This window comes from Parabacteroides sp. CAG:2 (genome assembly GCF_000436315.1).
In the GTDB taxonomy this organism is placed as follows: domain Bacteria; phylum Bacteroidota; class Bacteroidia; order Bacteroidales; family Tannerellaceae; genus Parabacteroides; species Parabacteroides distasonis.
The window spans coordinates 216,647-233,751 of record NZ_FR885328.1 but is presented as its reverse complement, the minus strand read 5'-3'; the positions used below and the strand labels follow the sequence as shown (position 1 = coordinate 233,751).

The 17,105-nt window shown below is 41.4% G+C and carries 9 protein-coding genes and 1 pseudogene; 1 reads left to right on the top strand and 9 read right to left on the bottom strand.

Going from position 1 to position 17,105, the window contains the following annotated elements; translation table 11 throughout:
- From QVP94_RS17005 to QVP94_RS16980, 6 genes are all read right to left on the bottom strand, one after another.
- Complete coding sequence (locus tag QVP94_RS17005) at positions 1-1,515, bottom strand: RagB/SusD family nutrient uptake outer membrane protein (RefSeq protein WP_022193069.1); 1,515 nt, start codon at positions 1,513-1,515, stop codon at positions 1-3.
- An 11-nt stretch (positions 1,516-1,526) separates the two neighbouring features.
- Complete coding sequence (locus QVP94_RS17000; RefSeq protein WP_022193068.1) at positions 1,527-4,844, bottom strand: TonB-dependent receptor; 3,318 nt, start codon at positions 4,842-4,844, stop codon at positions 1,527-1,529.
- Positions 4,845-5,069: 225 nt separating this feature from the next.
- Positions 5,070-5,993, bottom strand: coding sequence for a FecR family protein (locus QVP94_RS16995; RefSeq protein ID WP_022193067.1), 924 nt, complete (start codon positions 5,991-5,993; stop codon positions 5,070-5,072).
- Between the two features lie 80 nt (positions 5,994-6,073).
- Complete coding sequence (locus QVP94_RS16990; protein ID WP_008773085.1) at positions 6,074-6,664, bottom strand: RNA polymerase sigma-70 factor; 591 nt, start codon at positions 6,662-6,664, stop codon at positions 6,074-6,076.
- A 326-nt stretch (positions 6,665-6,990) separates the two neighbouring features.
- Positions 6,991-8,202: a DUF418 domain-containing protein gene (locus QVP94_RS16985; protein ID WP_022193066.1), complete on the bottom strand. Its 1,212-nt coding sequence runs from the start codon at positions 8,200-8,202 to the stop codon at positions 6,991-6,993.
- Positions 8,203-8,333: 131 nt separating this feature from the next.
- On the bottom strand, positions 8,334-9,479 hold the full coding sequence (locus QVP94_RS16980) for a glycerate kinase (RefSeq protein WP_022193065.1): 1,146 nt from the start codon (positions 9,477-9,479) through the stop codon (positions 8,334-8,336).
- 276 nt (positions 9,480-9,755) lie between these two features.
- Here QVP94_RS16980 and QVP94_RS16975 point away from each other — a divergent pair.
- Positions 9,756-11,613: pseudogene (locus tag QVP94_RS16975) on the top strand (glycoside hydrolase family 2 TIM barrel-domain containing protein).
- Between the two features lie 385 nt (positions 11,614-11,998).
- Here the strand turns inward: QVP94_RS16975 and QVP94_RS16970 are convergent.
- From QVP94_RS16970 to QVP94_RS16960, 3 genes are read right to left on the bottom strand one after another with little or no spacing between them, the layout of a single operon-like run.
- The gene (locus QVP94_RS16970; RefSeq protein ID WP_022193061.1) at positions 11,999-13,831 is read right to left on the bottom strand and encodes a glycoside hydrolase family 2 protein; all 1,833 of its coding nucleotides are present in this window, start codon (positions 13,829-13,831) and stop codon (positions 11,999-12,001) included.
- 7 nt (positions 13,832-13,838) lie between these two features.
- Positions 13,839-15,272, bottom strand: coding sequence for a DUF3863 domain-containing protein (locus QVP94_RS16965; RefSeq protein ID WP_022193060.1), 1,434 nt, complete (start codon positions 15,270-15,272; stop codon positions 13,839-13,841).
- Entirely contained in the window at positions 15,259-16,941 is a 1,683-nt protein-coding gene (locus QVP94_RS16960) for a hypothetical protein (protein WP_022193059.1), read from the bottom strand. The genes QVP94_RS16965 and QVP94_RS16960 overlap by 14 nt, the downstream gene beginning before the upstream one ends.
- Positions 16,942-17,105 lie beyond the last annotated feature (164 nt).

Sequence of the window (17,105 nt, the reverse complement as noted above, 5' to 3'; positions counted from 1 at the left end):
TTAATAACCTTCATTCTGAACTAATGCGGTATTCGCATTCATCTCACGTTGAGGCAAAGGAAATAATAAGAACTGGTTAGTATATCGTTTACCATATACGGTTGTATACTCTGTAAAATTCTCATATTTTCCATTAAAGTCATTACGGATTTTACGAGTTCGAACCATATCAAACCAAATTTTTCCTTCAAAACAAAGTTCAAAATAGCGCTCATCCCATACAGCTTCTTTAAATACCTCTTTATTTGAATTCATAAAATCAGGCAACTTTGCCCGTCTACGAACCAAATTCAAAGCTTCTAAAGCAGTACTATTAGCGTGTCCATCAGCCTCAACCTGAGCTTCCGCATACATTAACAAGACATCAGCATAACGATAAAGTGTCCAATTTAAATCTGATTTCGCAGTATTAACAATTGCATTCTCATCAAAAAACTTATAAATATAAAATCCGCCAAAATCAACTTTCTCTAGATTAGGAGAATCCGCCGGAAGTTTTTTAGGATTGCCTGGATACGACGAAAAAAAGAACTCCCGCTCCTGTGCTCTCTTATCATTTTCTCTAAAACTCTCATAAAATTCCTTAGTTGGGACAAGTGATCCATATTCACTTGAATAAGCTGATATATCAGACTTAGGAGGTAAGACTTTTGGAATCATATCATTATGAGACTTATCCATAGAAAATTGAACTTGAAAAATAAATTCTTTCTTATTATTGTTTGAAGGTTGTCTCAAATCAGAGTATTCAGGATATAAACTATATACCCCAGAAGATATCACTTCTAAACTCTTTTTTGCAGACTCCGCATAATATTTTTTTCCACCTTGAACTGGAAAACCAGCATAAGTCAAATAAACATCTGCTAATAAAGATTTCACAGCCCCCATAGATACTCTACCTGTTTCATCTTTAATTGGCAGGGAAGATTGCTCCGCATTCAATAAATCCGGAATAATAATTTCATCATAGATCTCTTTTATTGGAGAACGGGGTATATATAACTCTACCAATTCTGATTGTACTTCTGTTATTTTAGGCAAATCTCCAAATATTCTAACTAAATAAAAATAATACAAAGCTCTCATAAAATAGGCTTCCCCCAAAAGTCTTGAACGTATATTCTTATCTACGCCTGAAAACTCTGGTATCTTTTTTATCGCCAGATTTGCTTTAGCAATTCCCGCATAGCAATCAGCCCACCACTTTTCGATATATCGGCTTCTTGAGTTTAACGTTAGATTTCTAAAATCCAGAAATTCAGTTTGGGAAGCTTCAGAATTCACTTTTCCTGTCATGAATTCCAAAAGCCAAATCGTATTTCCTCCCCATGTGCCTTCATTAGCATCAAATACATTCGTATTAACATAGGTACTATTCGCTAATGCCGTACAAGATTCTACACTTGATAAATTAGAATCAATAGACATCGTTCCTGTTGATTCTTCATCTAAGAAATTTGTACAAGACAACAAGAATAAGGAACTTAGTATAATTAAATATGTGCTTTTCATATATTTACTAATTAAAAAGATAAATTGACACCAAAAGTAAATGTTCGAGGTTTAGGATATGTAAAGAAATCAACCCCTTGCGCAAAAGTATTTTCATAAGTTGTACTTTCCGGATCATATCCACTATATTTAGTAATACAGAATACATTTTGCCCACTAGCGTATATTCTCAAATTTTGCAATCGCAACTTAGAAACTACAGACTTAGGGAATGTATATCCAAGCATTATGTTTTGTCCTCTTACAAATGAGCCATCTTCAACTAGATAATCATCATGCATATAGTCGAAATAGGCCGTTGTCGGACGTCGCTCCGCAATCATAGATGATTGATTTTGTGGACTCCAACAGTTTAACACCGACGCTAAACTATTAGCAATTCCAGAACGGTTCTCCAAAGTCATTTTTGTCCTATTAAATACTTTATTCCCAAAAACCACTCTCAGATCTACCGTAAGATCAAGGTTCTTATAAACAAACGTATTCGAAAAATTCATAACCCATTTAGGAGAACTATAACCAATTATTGTCTCATCCTCATTATTGATCTTACCATCATTATTCAAGTCTTTATACTTTAAATCACCAGGTAACCTCTCATACTTCTTAGCCTCTTCTATTTCAGACTCGCCCCATGTTCCCATACGAACTTTGCCCCAAAAAGCTCCAATAGGCTTACCAACTCTTAATACTGTTATCTCACCTCCTTGGTAAGGTCCCGGAAAAATGTCTTCATCGTTAACACCCAATTTCAAAACTTTATTCCGATTCATAGACCAGCTAAGATTTGTATACCAATTAAAATTTTTATTTTTAACATTATGCGTATTTAAAGTCAGCTCAAGACCTTGATTTCTAATCGACCCAATATTCTTCGTGACAGTTTCTAGTCCAGAGCTATACGGAATAGGAGCATCCAGTAATAGATCTTTCGTAGTTTTATGATAATAATCCGCAATAACTTCTATGCGATTATTAAATAAGGACAAATCAAATCCCGCATCTGCCTGTATAGTTTTTTCCCACTTCAAATCAGGATTTCCAAAAGAGTTACGATATAAACCTGTTTCATAATTATTATCAAGAATAATATTAGATGTACCCATATTTTGCGCAAAAGCATAATCTCCAATTTCCTGATTTCCTGTCACACCAACACTTGCTCTTATTTTTAAATTACTAATAACATCGTTACTCTTTAAAAATGATTCTTCTGAAACTCTCCAAGCCAAAGCTGCAGATGGGAAAAAAGCATACTTATTATTCTTTCCAAATTTAGAAGATCCATCATATCGGCCCGTTACAGTTAAGAGATATTTTTCTTTATAGTTATAATTTACTCTCGCAAAATATGAATTTAGACCCCATCTATAATCATTGGAAGAAGATGGCTTTACTACCGTACCGACACCTAAGTTATGCCACTGATAAAAATCATCCATGAAATTTTCATGACGGGCCTGCACTCTCTCACTATACTTTTGTTGCCAGCTCAGTCCTAACATTGCATTTAGCCGATGATACTTTCCAAATGTCTTATTATAATTAAAATAATTCTCATTCTGCCAATAATACTGTCTTTGAGCCTCAATAGATGCTATACCCTGCTGGCTGGTAGCAATTCTTAAGCCTTTTCCGGTATAGCTATTATTCTTCATATTGATTAATTCTATACCTATATTAGAACGTAATGACAAATCTTTAATAATCTTGAAATCTAAATAAATATTACCAACTGATTGAGTAGTATAATACAATCTTGAACGTTCTTTTAAAAGCCGAACAGGATTGTCGTCCTCCGTACCCGGCCAATCCCTATTACTTCCCCATGTCCCATCCGGATACTTAACAGGGATTATAGGCAAAGTCTCTAAGACACTACGAGACGCAGCTCCAGTATCAGTCAATGTGAATACTCTATTTTCATTAACTTGATTAACTGATAACATACCACCAACAGTTAGCCAATCCTTGACTTTTGTATCCAATGTTATCTTTCCACTATACCGCTTTAGTCCAGACTCTAACATAATTCCATTTTCATCCTTATAAGACACAAACAAGCCATAAGTAGTATTATCCGTTCCTCCTCTCATACTTATTTGGTGATTATGGGAAATAGCGGTTCGATATGCCTCATCTTGCCAATCTGTATCATATAAAGGTTTCCCATTTGCATCAAACAAGTTCGGATAATTTGAAGGGAGATTACGATTTGCATATTTACCTTCTTCATATCCTTTAGGATCATATTTCTTAGCATTTTCGTATAAGCTATTATAAACTTGCATGAATTCTTCAGAATTTAAGACATCTATTTTCTTTGCAGGAGTACCAATAGCCATATACCCTTCATAAGAAACTATAGGTTTACCTTTCAGACCTCGCTTAGTAGTAACTAATACAACTCCATTAGCACCTCTAGCCCCGTAAATAGCTGTAGCTGAAGCATCCTTTAAAACTTCTATTGACTCTACATCGTTAGGATTCAGCAGTTCACTCGTAACCCCAATGATTCCATCAACTACATACAAAGGTTCATTTGATGATTTAATAGAATTATCACCCCTTATTCTCATTCTTACATGTCCACCTGGTGCTCCTGAATTCTGGAATACTTCAACACCCGCAACTTTTCCTTGCAAAGATTGAGTAATATTAGTGACTGGCCTATTTAGCAATTTATCCGATTTAACATTTGAGATTGATCCTGTTAAATCACTTTTTTTCATAGTGCCATAACCAACAACTACCACCTCGTCCAAAGCTTGCATATCCTCAGATAATATAACTTTTATAACAGATTCATCCCCTACTGCTATTTCTTTATCTACATATCCGATATAAGAAACTATCAATACGGCATTCGCTGGAACATTTTGTATAGAGAAATTTCCATCAAAATCAGAGATCGTACCATTTGTTGTACCTTTTATAACCACATTAGCTCCTATAATAGGTACTCCCTTAGAATCCAAAACAGTACCGATTACTTCAATTGCTTTTTTAGAAGTCTCCTTTATACTTGAAGTTTTCTTACGTATAATGACATTCTTGTCTCTTATCTCATAGGTCAACTCCTGACCACGCAGAATCTGTTCGATTACCGCATCGACTGATTGATTCTCAGCAGACACAGATACTTTCTTTCCTGTATCCACGTCCGCCGACGAAAATACAAATGAGTAGCCGCTCCTACTCTTCAGTTCATCCATTGCTTGCTTCACTGTTATATTACTCACTTTCAATGTTATATCCTGAGCACTAACAGTTAGATTTAAGCAAAACAAAGCTACAGCCACATAAATGGCCTTTTTTACAACTTTCATAAATAGCTTAATTTTTAGTAATTTAACTTGTGATTGATGATGACCTTTCAGAGTATTGATTACATTTGTATTCCTCATCCAGATCATTTGCATAATGTAATTTGAGGATTTATGAGTCGGAGGATCTAGCCCATTCTCCGATTCCTTTTATTATCCTGTTACTCCTTTTTAATCTCCTTCCATATTCTCCATATTAAAACAATTTTAAGGTTAAACAATTATTTATCACTTCGCATAAAGCAGAATACTATCACCTTCCACTTTATATCTTACTTGATTTGTCGCAGTTATAATATCTAACACATTATAGATAGTCTGTTCTTTTCTATTGAATAACGCATAAAAGCGATTATGGGTTAACTGTTCATCCGCAATATGAATCTTCACATTATAGCTACGATTCAGTTCTTTCACAATGTCAGATAGAGGCATCTCATCGAAGAAAAGTCCGCCATTCGTCCATTCCTTAGCATTTTTCACTTCCGCCCGACTTATAATCATTTCCCCAGTAAGTTTATTTAAGGTAACTTTCTCTGAAGGTGACAAGTAATTTACTCCCATCTTCTTTACATAATTCTCTAGCTGAACTTTTCCTTCCAATAGATTCACGGTTACCTCTTCGTCCTCGTCATAATTCCGGAAGTTGAATTTAGTACCCAATACTTTTACATTCAATTCTTTCGTCATTACATCAAAAGGTAACTTCTCATTTTTCCTCACCTCAAAATAAGCCTCTCCATTCAGTCGAAGATGGCGGTCTTTCACCCCAAAACCTTGCGAATATACGATCTTTGAGCCAGCGTTTAACCAGACCAATGTGCTATCCGGTAAAATCAGCTTGGTCTTGGCCCCTAAAGGAGCTTCCACCAAGATATCCGCAAACTGGTTCTGTAATTGCCGCTCACCCCACCAATAGGAAATCGTAGAAGCGATCAATAATAGGATAACCGCTGCCGCACCATAAACGATTTTAGGAATATTGAAAACCGTACGGCGTTTTTGCTGGGTACGAGAAACAAAACGATCGAACGCCTTATCGACATTATAGGCACAGGAATCATCGGCAACCAAAGCAGAGAACCAAAGTTCTTGTTCTTCATGATCAGGTAATGATCGCTCGTTTTTCGTATGTGATTTCTTTTCTTCCATATAGATTAAATATCCAGCTTTTATATATAAGACAGTTATTTCTCCTCAAGGGGTAGTGAGAAACATCAATTTTTTCATCCTCACAAGGAGAAAAATGATATCAACAAGATCAGATACTTCCTCAGATCTTGATGTAGGCGGGTTAAAGCCATCTTTATGTGGTATTTAACCGTATTGACAGAAATTCCTAGCTCTGTAGCGATTTCCTCATTTTTCTTATGCTCAAAACGGCTTTTCCTAAAAACTCGTTTACATTCATCGCCTAAACTATCGATTGATTTTATGATCTCCTTCTCTAACTCCCGTTCAAGTAATATACCTAGCGGCTGTTCATCCGATTGTATCATAGCGTCCCACCCCAAGGTCTCAGACTCAATCTTCGAGAAACGGACTTCCTTCTTTTCCTTTTCTGATGAGATATGGTTATAACAGCGGTTCCGCACAGCCCGCATTAGATAAGCACGAAGAGAGCTATTTATATCCAATGTCTCACGGATTTCCCACAGATGAAATATCACATCACCAACTATAGTCTCCGCTAGAAATGGATCGCCAACCAACTCATTCGCAAATTGACATAGTACCACATAATGACGATCATATAAATATCGATAAGCATCTTGCTCGCCATTTCGTAATTTTTGCACTATTAACCGCTCCTTAACATCCATCTCATCGCAAAGATGAGATTTTAAAATGAAAATTAAAAATATTATTTCTAATTATACGATCTTCCATCCACGGCTTTTTCATTTACCGCTTCGTTTAAGTGAAGCTTCTTGTAGATTTTTATATGCGCTTTGGTTTTCAGTGGAAGGATTCGGGACAAACACGTACGACTTTCATCCAAAACACGTACATGTTTTTTCAAAAAGTCGTACGTGTTTTGGATGAAAGATCATCGTGCTTTTCTGACCCTGATTTTTAGCCTCTTATACACGAGGCTCATTAATGGTCTTATTGTTCGGAATTTGTCTTGAGAACAATGCTTTCCAGCTTAACCCAAACGGATGGGTTGCCATTTCATATACGTGCCGGTCCGCCATAACCACTCCATCGGGCCGTAGCGCAAGCCGGACAGCCAATATTGGCTAAAGGCAATCTGTATGGCCGTAAATCCAAGGCAGACCAATACACTCAAGAAAACACCCAAATGGCTCCAATCCAAGCCAAAACCGGAGAAAATAAAGACACCGGTCACGGATTGTACGATATAGTTTGTCAATCCCATACGCCCATAGCTAACCAATGGTTTCATGGCATTTTGAACTTTTACCGAGCGGTAAGCCTCTAAGACCAACACCACCCACAGATAAGCCGTCATCAGATTAATCAAGTTAGTTGTCGTAGCACCCATCCACGCATTGATAGAGACCTCACGCCAAGATGCGGCAGGTATATAAGGTTTTAGCAGATACAACAAGCCGATTAAAACCAACGCGACCAACGCCCCGTAATTTAAACGGCTACGGAACTCATCCATGCGTTGGAACAAGCGGATTCGGCCTACGATAAATCCGAGGATAAACAATCCCAAGGTCAGATAGATACGACCGCTGGCAAACTGGAAATTCATTTTTCCTACCAATCCGTCCCAAGCGTTGTTCTCAATGGTCTCGGCTAATGTCGGGACTCGCCGGGGAGCCTCAGCACGAGCGATAGGTGCGGCAGCCGGTCTCTCCACCACTTGCTCGACGGCAGGAGCCGTTACAGCCTTATACGCTACGGGAATTAGCGAGGCACCGCCCAAGAAAAGGAAAAGGGTGATTCCCACCAATAATTTAGTAGGCCATTTATACATCAATACCAATACAAAACCAAGCAACGCATACACCAACAAAATATCTACACGGACTAATAAACCATGAACAAAACCAATCACCAGCAATAGTACCAATCGCCATAAAAAACGAGGACGGAAATCAACACCTTTTTGAGCTGCCCGATCCATCTGGATAAAGAAGCTCAAACCAAACAGGCAAGAAAATATAATGAAGAACTTGCCGAACACCAAGTAATTAATAAACCACCGAAAAATCTCATCCAGCGTCCCTTCCCAAGGGAACATGGCTTGGGGAGCCATCGTCCCCATAGCGCCAAAATGCTGCATCCCATGAATCAAGCAAATACCAATCAAGGAGAAGCCGCGCAGAGCGTCGATTACCGTAATACGTCCACCGGACGAAGCAAGTGTCTTATTCATTTCCATATCCGTAATAATTTTTATTCTTATTCGTTTTTTCAAGTTTGATAACGCGAAAGTAAATGGTGGCACTAAACACCGCAATACCTCCAAACTCCAAAACGAAAACAATATACCTTATCACGAATATCCCTATGTTAATGATTCATATAGTATTGGATTACACGCAATTGTTGTTCCAAGGCACGCCCAATATTCCGGCAGGTGAAATCCTTGTCCATCGCCTGCTCCAAGGAAACCGGATAAGGAAGAAGTGGCAAGACTGCCAGAAACCCAGATTTATTAAGCGCCTCTACCTCCTCTACGGAACCACCCATTACGATAACCGGGATATCCTGTCTCACACCTGCCTGCAACACTCCGAATGGGGTCTTTCCCATGCAAGTCTGTTTATCCAGTTTACCTTCTCCCGTAATAATTAGATCCGCCCCCCGTATACATTCATCAAAACGCAAGGCATCCAGAACCATCCGGATACCGGGTTTAAGTTCAGCCTTTAGGAAAGCGACAAATCCTCCACCTAAACCACCTGCGGCTCCCGCACCCGGAATGTCGTCTATCTTTATTCGTCCCGTTCTTTTTATGACTTCCGCAAAATTTCGCAAGCCCTCATCCAGCAAACGGACCATAGCGTCATCCGCTCCCTTTTGGCGGGCAAAGACATACGCCGCCCCTTTCTCACCATAAAAAGGGTTATTCACATCGCAGGCTATGGTAAATGAAGTTTCCCGCAATTGCGATAATGCCCTTGAACAATCGATCTCATAAATCCGATTAAGGATCTGCCCACCCAATTCCAGCTCATTCCCGTCTCTATCAAGAAAACGAAAACCCAAGGCCTGCAACATACCGGTTCCTCCGTCATTCGTCGCGCTTCCCCCTATTCCTATTAAGAAATTCCGGCAGCCACGCTCCATAGCGTCTTTTATTAACTCTCCGGTTCCATATGTCGTTGTTCTCAAGGGATTACGCTCCGACACAGGCACTAACGTAAGGCCACTCGCTGTCGCCATCTCGATAACCGCCGTACGATTATCCCCCAGTATCCCATAAGTAGCCTCGACCGGCCTCATCAACGGATCATGTACGACACAAGATACGGCTTCTCCACCCATCGCCGTAATCAAAGTCTCCACGGTACCTTCTCCCCCATCCCCAACCGGGATTTTCACGACCTCGCAATCCGGAAAAACCTTATGGATCGCCAACTCGGCACATTCAGCCACTTCAATCGAAGATACTGAGCCTTTAAATGAATCGGAAGCAACAACAATTTTTCTCATTTAATCTCCTTTTTACACATATAATAAAATAAATCAATTCCTTCAAGATGCCCCAATATATAGATTTTAAATCAAATGAAGTACTACTTACTTGGGTAGAGAAGATATACTTCATTGGCAAAGTAAGTTATCTCCTGTGACAAAATAAGTATATCTCCTGCGACAAAAAAACTAAAAGTGACATTTTAATGCGGTTACCCTTCATAGTCTTTCAAGAATTTGTCTAATAGTATTCAAATTTTTATTTTTGCATTTATTATAATACAATTATACATTATGAAACAAAAATTGAACATTACTACATTCTTACTGTTTTGGTGCATCACCGCTTTATGGTCTATCCCACGTCCCGAATATCCCCGTCCACAATTTGAACGCATGGATTGGGTAAATTTGAACGGAGAATGGACTTGCTCATTCGATTTCGGAGGTACCGGAATGGAACGGGAGTTCTATAAATCGAACGGTTTTGACCAAAAGATCACAGTGCCTTTCTGCCCGGAAAGTAAGTTATCCGGCGTAAAATACACGGATTTCATTCAACATTTCTGGTATCAGCGTCCTATCACGATCCCACAAGAATGGAATGGAAAGAATATAAGACTTAACTTTGGAGCTGTTTATTATAAATCGGAAATATACATTGATGGAGTCTTAGCCAATCGCCATTTTGGCGGAACCTCTTCTTTCGCAGTAGATATCACCTCCTTGGTAACACCAGGAAAGACACATAGCCTAGTCGTATATGTAGAAAGTGACCTACGAAGCGCAAAACAACCGGCAGGAAAACAAAACCTACAATTTGAATCCTACGCCTGTAATTATACCCGGACCACAGGTATTTGGCAAACGGTTTGGATGGAGGCTGTCCATCCGGAAGGATTGCAATCCGTGCAGTTGCTGACAGATATAGACCAACAACAATTGGTTGTGCGTCCTCGTTTCTATAAGGAACTAGGAGGTAAATTGCAAGTAACCGTAAAAGACAACGGTAAAATAGTAGCCAGCCAAACCATTACGGCAAGCTCCTTATCTTCTGCTATTCTACCCATCAAGAAAATGAAAACATGGAGTCCGGAAAACCCTTTTCTGTACGACTTGGAATACAAAGTAATAGATAAGAACGGGAAGGTAGTAGATGAGGTAAGAAGCTATACAGGTATGCGTAAGGTACATATCGAAGGCAATAAGATTTATCTGAACAACAAACCTTATTACCAACGCTTGGTACTTGATCAAGGATTCTATCCCGATGGAATTTGGACGGCTCCTAGCGACGAGGCGTTAAAGCATGACATCGAACTCTCCATGGCGGCCGGCTTTAATGGTGCCCGCCTCCATCAGAAAGTATTCGAGGAACGTTTCTATTATTGGGCGGATAAGATGGGCTATCTTACATGGGGGGAAGCTTCCAGTTGGGGAATGGATTGCAATGATACGGAAACCGCCCGGAATTTCATAACTGAATGGACCGAAATCGTAGAACGTGACCGTAACCATCCTTCCCTTCTTATCTGGACACCTACAAACGAGGAGTTCTGGCCTGATCGCATACAATATCCGCGCCTGATGCACGACCTGTATAACCTAACGAAAATGATAGACCCGACGCGTCCTTTCCACGGTACCAGCGGTGGTGTACACATCGCTACCGATATCTGGACAATCCACAATTACGAGCAAAATCCGGAAGAATTGAAAAAGCAACTGTATAATGACGGTAAACTATTTGTCACCCCAAAATGGGAAATACAATTGATGCCGAAAAATATCGGTTTCAACGGCCTGAAATATACAGACCAATACCAATTCCCGGAATATAAAAAAGATATGCCTTATTTAGTTGATGAGTTTGGCGGTATAAAATGGAACCCGTCACAACAGATGGAAAGTGCCCAAAATACATCTTGGGGATATGGAGAGCCCCCCCCATTCTTTAGAAGAGTTTTACAAACGTTTGGAGGGGCAAGTTAACGCTGTCCTATCTCTTTCGAAGGATATCTGGGGATATTGCTATACACAGTTGACTGATGTGGAACAAGAGCAAAACGGTATCTATTATTATGACCGTACGCCAAAATTCGACATGAAGCGTATTCATGATATCTTCAGCCAAACCCCGAAGGTAGAATAACAATGTAACAACCAAATTTTATCAGGGACGTATCCACATGGATACGTCCCTTAATTTTTACAGATTACATATTTATCTTTATCTCAAAAATTTAATAAATAAAATAAATAACCTTGATAAGTATCTACTTTCGTTTGGTTAATTTTGAATAGCACAACATTATTTATCAACAGATTCTCCTCGAACTCCACCACCTTCTCAGTAATGACCTGCGGTTCCGTACAATCTATGCTCTAAGTTTGTTCATATTCATTTGCAATTATCACCAGCTCAAATATTTTAAGACAAAAGGGAAAAATATTAGCTCTTTACTTACAAAATAAAAAAATACGGAACTCACCAATGAATCCCGTATTCTTTAATTATCAACATTTTAGAGGATATGCTACTTTTTTCTTGTACATCTTATAACTTCCTGATTGATGTACTTAACTTTCTCCAGATCTATCTTTTCCACCTTTCGGTCATAAGTGACCAAGCCGTTTATCTCATGTTCCACATCTGTAGTCTGCGTATAGATGGCCGTGCTTAGTCCGAAATAGTTTATCATCTGCTCTAGCTCGGTAAGCATTAATACATAGGTATCGGTCAAAATTTCTCTATTCAACATCATCTCATAAGCGTCATTGCGTACAGGCCACATATGCCCACGCACAAATAGACCTTTTCCTCCGAATTCGCCAAGGGACGCAGCACGTTTATCATCGGGACGGGGGATCGCCTTAGGCTCGATCTTGCCATAATGATGCATATCCACGAAATCTCCATTTCCGGGATCTCCATAAGCTTTCCGATAGCCCGGAGCGTAATTATATCCCGACATACCGTTTACCCAACGATTCGGATCGTACTTTTTCACCCAAGCTGTGATGTCTGTCGCTTCAAAAGCTCCCCAATTCTCATTAAACGGGACCCACATCACGATAGCAGGCGAGCTGACGTGTTGGTCGATCATCACTTTCAATTCGTCACGGAACTGTTTACGAACCGCCACGGAATCCTCACCATCAGGCTCCCAAAGATTCGGCATATCTTGCCAAACCATTAGGCCAAGCCTGTCACAATGATAATACCAACGTTGAGGCTCTACTTTGATATGCTTGCGTATTACATTAAAACCCGCACGTTTCGCCAGCTCGATATCATACAACAAGGCCTCGTCGGTAGGGGCGGTAAATGCGCCATCGGGCCAATAACCTTGATCTAAAAGACCGATATGGAAAACAAACTCCCCGTTCAATAAAGGCCGAAGCACACCATCTACCTTTCCCATACTAACAGAACGCATACCAAAATAAGAAGATACCTCATCTATTATCTCACCCTTTCGATCTTTCAACTGTAATTTCAAACCATACAAGAAAGGATCATCCGGACTCCATAGACGGGGTTTCCGGATAGGCAAGTAAAAACTCATATTGGAATTTCCTTCGGTTCTTGCCACCTCTGAAGTACCATTATCCGCGATAGCCGTTACCTTTAACTCCTTATCCTCCGTATAAGCAATTACTTCCAACCGATTATTTTTTAAATCGGGCACTAGCTTAATCTGAGAAATATATTGTTTCTCTACCGGTTCAAGCCAAACGGTTTGCCAGATACCGGAGGTAAAAATATAATCTCCACGTGAGCCGTTCTTGCCCGAAGCGGCCCGGCCGTCGTTAGGATCATAAGCACCTACCACAAGGACATTTTCACCGGATTTCAAATAATCAGTAATATTTAAACTAAAAGCATCGTACCCTCCCGTATGGGTACCCACCTTCTTACCGTTGACAAACACAGACGAGATCCGATCTACAGCCCCAAAATTCAACAATACATTCCTACCCTTCCATGCTTGAGGAACAGAGAAGCTACGCTTATACCACAGGCAAGTATCACCCCCACGAGCTATACCGGATAATTCCGATTCCGGAGGATACGGCACACGTATCTTTTCTACTTTCGCGGGAAAGGCTGGAGGAGTGGTCGCCGTAACAGGATCAAGCAGGTCTTTTCCTCCCATATAATCCCATATACCATTCAGATTCAACCATTCCGAACGCACCATCTGTGGACGCGGATATTCCGGTAAAGGAATCTCAGCCTTCAATGCCTCCTCTGTCCATGGGGTAGGCAATGTGAACTTCTCTAGGATTTGCGCCTTTACGGGTAAGAGATCTCCCCCAAAAAGAAAGGAGCAAAGAGCTAAACAAACAACGGTAATCTTTTTCATAAACCAACTATTTAAATAATTCCGGATAATATTTCCGGATCAAATCTTGATCTTCTTTCTCCAACTTATCGATCAAGACCGGCTTATCTTGCGGACGGAGGGCTTTTTGATTGATTTTGTTGATCAAGCTCCAATCCTTAGCCGGTTTCTCCGGGCTGGGATCGGCAGGTTCATGGGCTTGCAAATCATAACGGGTAAAGTCGATGACGTAAGCCGGGGAATTTTTCGTATGCCAATCACGTAATAAGGCCAAGCGGAATTCCTTATTCATAAACCATTTTATCTCCAAATTATTATAAGAGTCTCCCAAACCAGAGCCTCGTTCTACGAAGCGATAGTTCCAGTCGTCGTTCGATTTATATTGTTTTCTCCAAAGTTCGCCAAATTCTCCGAACGTAACGAAATGAGTATCCGGCCAGCGTTCCTTGGTACCCGTTACCCACATCTTCATGGCATCACAGATGAGATCCTTCCCGAACTCATGTACCATCTGCGCCTCCCAGATATTGGCGACCCAGCCAAAGCCATTCAACTCAAGACCTTTATCAAAGTGAATCGCTTCCGTGTGCATCACCTCACGATGCCCTAAGTCGAGCCCCCAACCTTTGTACGTCTCGATCGGACCGACACCTCTACGGCTGTTGTATCCATCGATACCATGTCCGGTCTGTCCACTACGGCGGGCACAGATAAAGTCCATCGTCCAGCCATCCAGATTCACGCAATCGATGAAATCGCTTTTTCCCTGCGCCGGCTTGCAGAAGTGTTCCGTCGAGGGATAGAAAGGATAAGAAGGAGAGCCGTCAGCACCACCACCGTCTATATTATGCTGGCTCCAGATCACGGCGTGCGCCACATGGATGTTCTCTTTCTCCGCCAAATATCTCAAATTATCGGCCGATAAGAAACCTCCCATAATCGATTGGGGACGATAACCGTTTCCCACCATTTTAGAAATGATCTCTATCGCCTCCGACATCTCACGGTTTACCCGCTCACGGGGTAGATACATCGCCGGAAAATAACCGGGAAAATAAGTAACCTCATCCCCATATTTCTTTTGGCACTCCACTACATAATCACGGATCTCCCGGTAATTCTTCCGTCCGTCCTCCAAGGCATTCATCGTGAATCCCCATGTAAGACGACCGTTCGGGTTATTCGTGGCGAAAGCCTCCCGCAAGGCACGTACTCCCTCAAGCGTATGCCAATCCACCTCATCCCGGGGATGCAACTTGACATCCCTAGAGACCTCCCAAGGCGTCGTACGTATCATGATACATAAGGTGACAAAACGATTTCCTTCTATCGTCAGCGGTTCCGTATTCGCCGGGACGACCACAGGATCCGCCGCCCTTAATTGAAAACCACTGAGCACAGAGACCATCCATACGATCGCCCATTTTCTCCAAACTGATATATTCATATTACTTTCTCGCATTTGTACAATCTATTACTATTTCCTGATCCGACGGAAACATCCTAAAGACATAATCCGAACCAGATTCAGGTTTCCTTATATGGCCTTTTTCGCAAGTGATCACGTAGTTAAAACCATCGAAGCTAGCGTTGACCGCCTTATCCTCTATAACGGTGAAAGGTAGCTCCTTCCCTGCCGCAGCCTTTAGCTCTAAAGCCCATGAGAAATCCGCCTCCTTTGACAGAGCGGCTACCTCGAAGCGGGTCTCATAGAAGGTGATCTTGAAAGCATGGCCTTTTGAGTCTTCGGCGGAAACTACCAAGGTATCCTTGCCTATCTCCGTCACTACCGGATGGTCCAAGGTAAGTTCCTCCTTATCTCCATCCTTGTCTAATCGGACGATCCGAAGCCCGGCACGATCGAGTCCCTCGCTCCACATGAATCCGTCCACGACGGGCAACGTATAGAATAGGAACTGGTTCCCGTCTCCGGGCTTTTCCAGATAAGCCGACTTATAGCTCTCGTCGAAAAGATGGATATCCCTAAAGCGGAACGTTCCCTTCTCCCACAATAAGTTCGCCCGATAATAACGGCTGTTAAACCAGACCGTCTTATTGCCTTCTCCACGGACATCCGTCAACGTAGTGACAGCCGTCGCCGGCGTAACCTTGAAGCATTCCTTGAACCACGCACCGGATTCGCCCAGCGTCTCCACCCGGATCTTATTTTCCTTCCTCAAGGAGTCCAAGATAGGGATCTGCATCTCCAGTCCCTTGCTCATATTACTCCACGTGAAAGAGTTCTCCTGTCCCGCTTGCGCGTAATTGAAGGCCAGACAAGGCTGGTTCACGATCGATTCCAAGAAATAATCCACCCAGCGGCGATCCATGCCCGCCTTCTCATACACGGGTTCCAAGGAGATCACCCCTTGACGCTCTTGTCCCAGACCATCATCATACTGATAAATAGGATCGCTGCCCAGCATACGGAAAATAGGAACGGGGATTTGCCCCTCCTCAGTCTGCGCCGGCATATAGGCGTTTACCCGGCTCGGGTAATAGGCTTGGTTCCAGTAACCACCCCATAGGGTATAACCATCCGTCCCCACTTGGTCCTTGCAGTTGCACGACGCCACGATCTTATATTTATCGTACATATACCCCAAGGTATGCGCATCGATAAACCAAGAGCCGATCGATTTCGGGTACGTGCCGAATATCTCCTTGAACTTCGCCATATAGACATCCACCAGTCGCTCCCGTTCTTCTTTCGTATATCCGGTGCTGAAAGCGATATTCGCGTGCGAGACCCAAGAATGCTCGCCACGCCACTTGATCCCGGCGGCCTCGATCTGCGGTTGCGTAAGTTCCCACCAAGCGCCGATCTCGGAATGATCATTGAGTTTACTTTTCAACAGATCTTGGTACAATGGGTTGATCAACGCATCGTACTGCAATAAGAAGGTTGCCGGTAAATCATATTTATTCACCAATTTCACTTGCTCACAAACCGTCTCGTACAATAAACTATCAGCGTTCTCCACCCGGTAATCTGTCTGGCGGATGAAATTGATGATGTTGATAATACGGGGAGCAGCCGCACTCTCAGCCGGTTTCTCTCCCGCGCTACGGCATCCCGCACAGCAGAAGACGATAAAGCATACAAGACCTATCTTCTTTATGAATGACATTCGATTCAATTTTAAATTCATTTACTCTCATAAAATATTCTAGAAATGGCATTTCACCGGTGTAAAATCATTTTTAGAGATCTAAAAAGCATTTCGCAAGGGTGCAAAGCCATTTCTTAAACCTAAAAATGGCATTTCACAAGCGCAAAGTCGTTTTTAGAAAT

Excerpts from the sequence above, each read along its gene's own strand:
- QVP94_RS16970 (WP_022193061.1), bottom strand. The coding sequence starts at position 13,831 with ATGAAAAAGATTACCGTTGTTTGTTTAGCTCTTTGCTCCTTTCTTTTT.
- QVP94_RS16990 (WP_008773085.1), bottom strand. The coding sequence starts at position 6,664 with ATGGATGTTAAGGAGCGGTTAATAGTGCAAAAATTACGAAATGGCGAG.
- QVP94_RS16995 (WP_022193067.1), bottom strand. The coding sequence starts at position 5,993 with ATGGAAGAAAAGAAATCACATACGAAAAACGAGCGATCATTACCTGAT.
- QVP94_RS17005 (WP_022193069.1), bottom strand. The coding sequence starts at position 1,515 with ATGAAAAGCACATATTTAATTATACTAAGTTCCTTATTCTTGTTGTCT.
- QVP94_RS16980 (WP_022193065.1), bottom strand. The coding sequence starts at position 9,479 with ATGAGAAAAATTGTTGTTGCTTCCGATTCATTTAAAGGCTCAGTATCT.
- QVP94_RS16960 (WP_022193059.1), bottom strand. The coding sequence starts at position 16,941 with ATGTCATTCATAAAGAAGATAGGTCTTGTATGCTTTATCGTCTTCTGC.
- QVP94_RS17000 (WP_022193068.1), bottom strand. The coding sequence starts at position 4,844 with ATGAAAGTTGTAAAAAAGGCCATTTATGTGGCTGTAGCTTTGTTTTGC.
- QVP94_RS16965 (WP_022193060.1), bottom strand. The coding sequence starts at position 15,272 with ATGCGAGAAAGTAATATGAATATATCAGTTTGGAGAAAATGGGCGATC.
- QVP94_RS16985 (WP_022193066.1), bottom strand. The coding sequence starts at position 8,202 with ATGGAAATGAATAAGACACTTGCTTCGTCCGGTGGACGTATTACGGTA.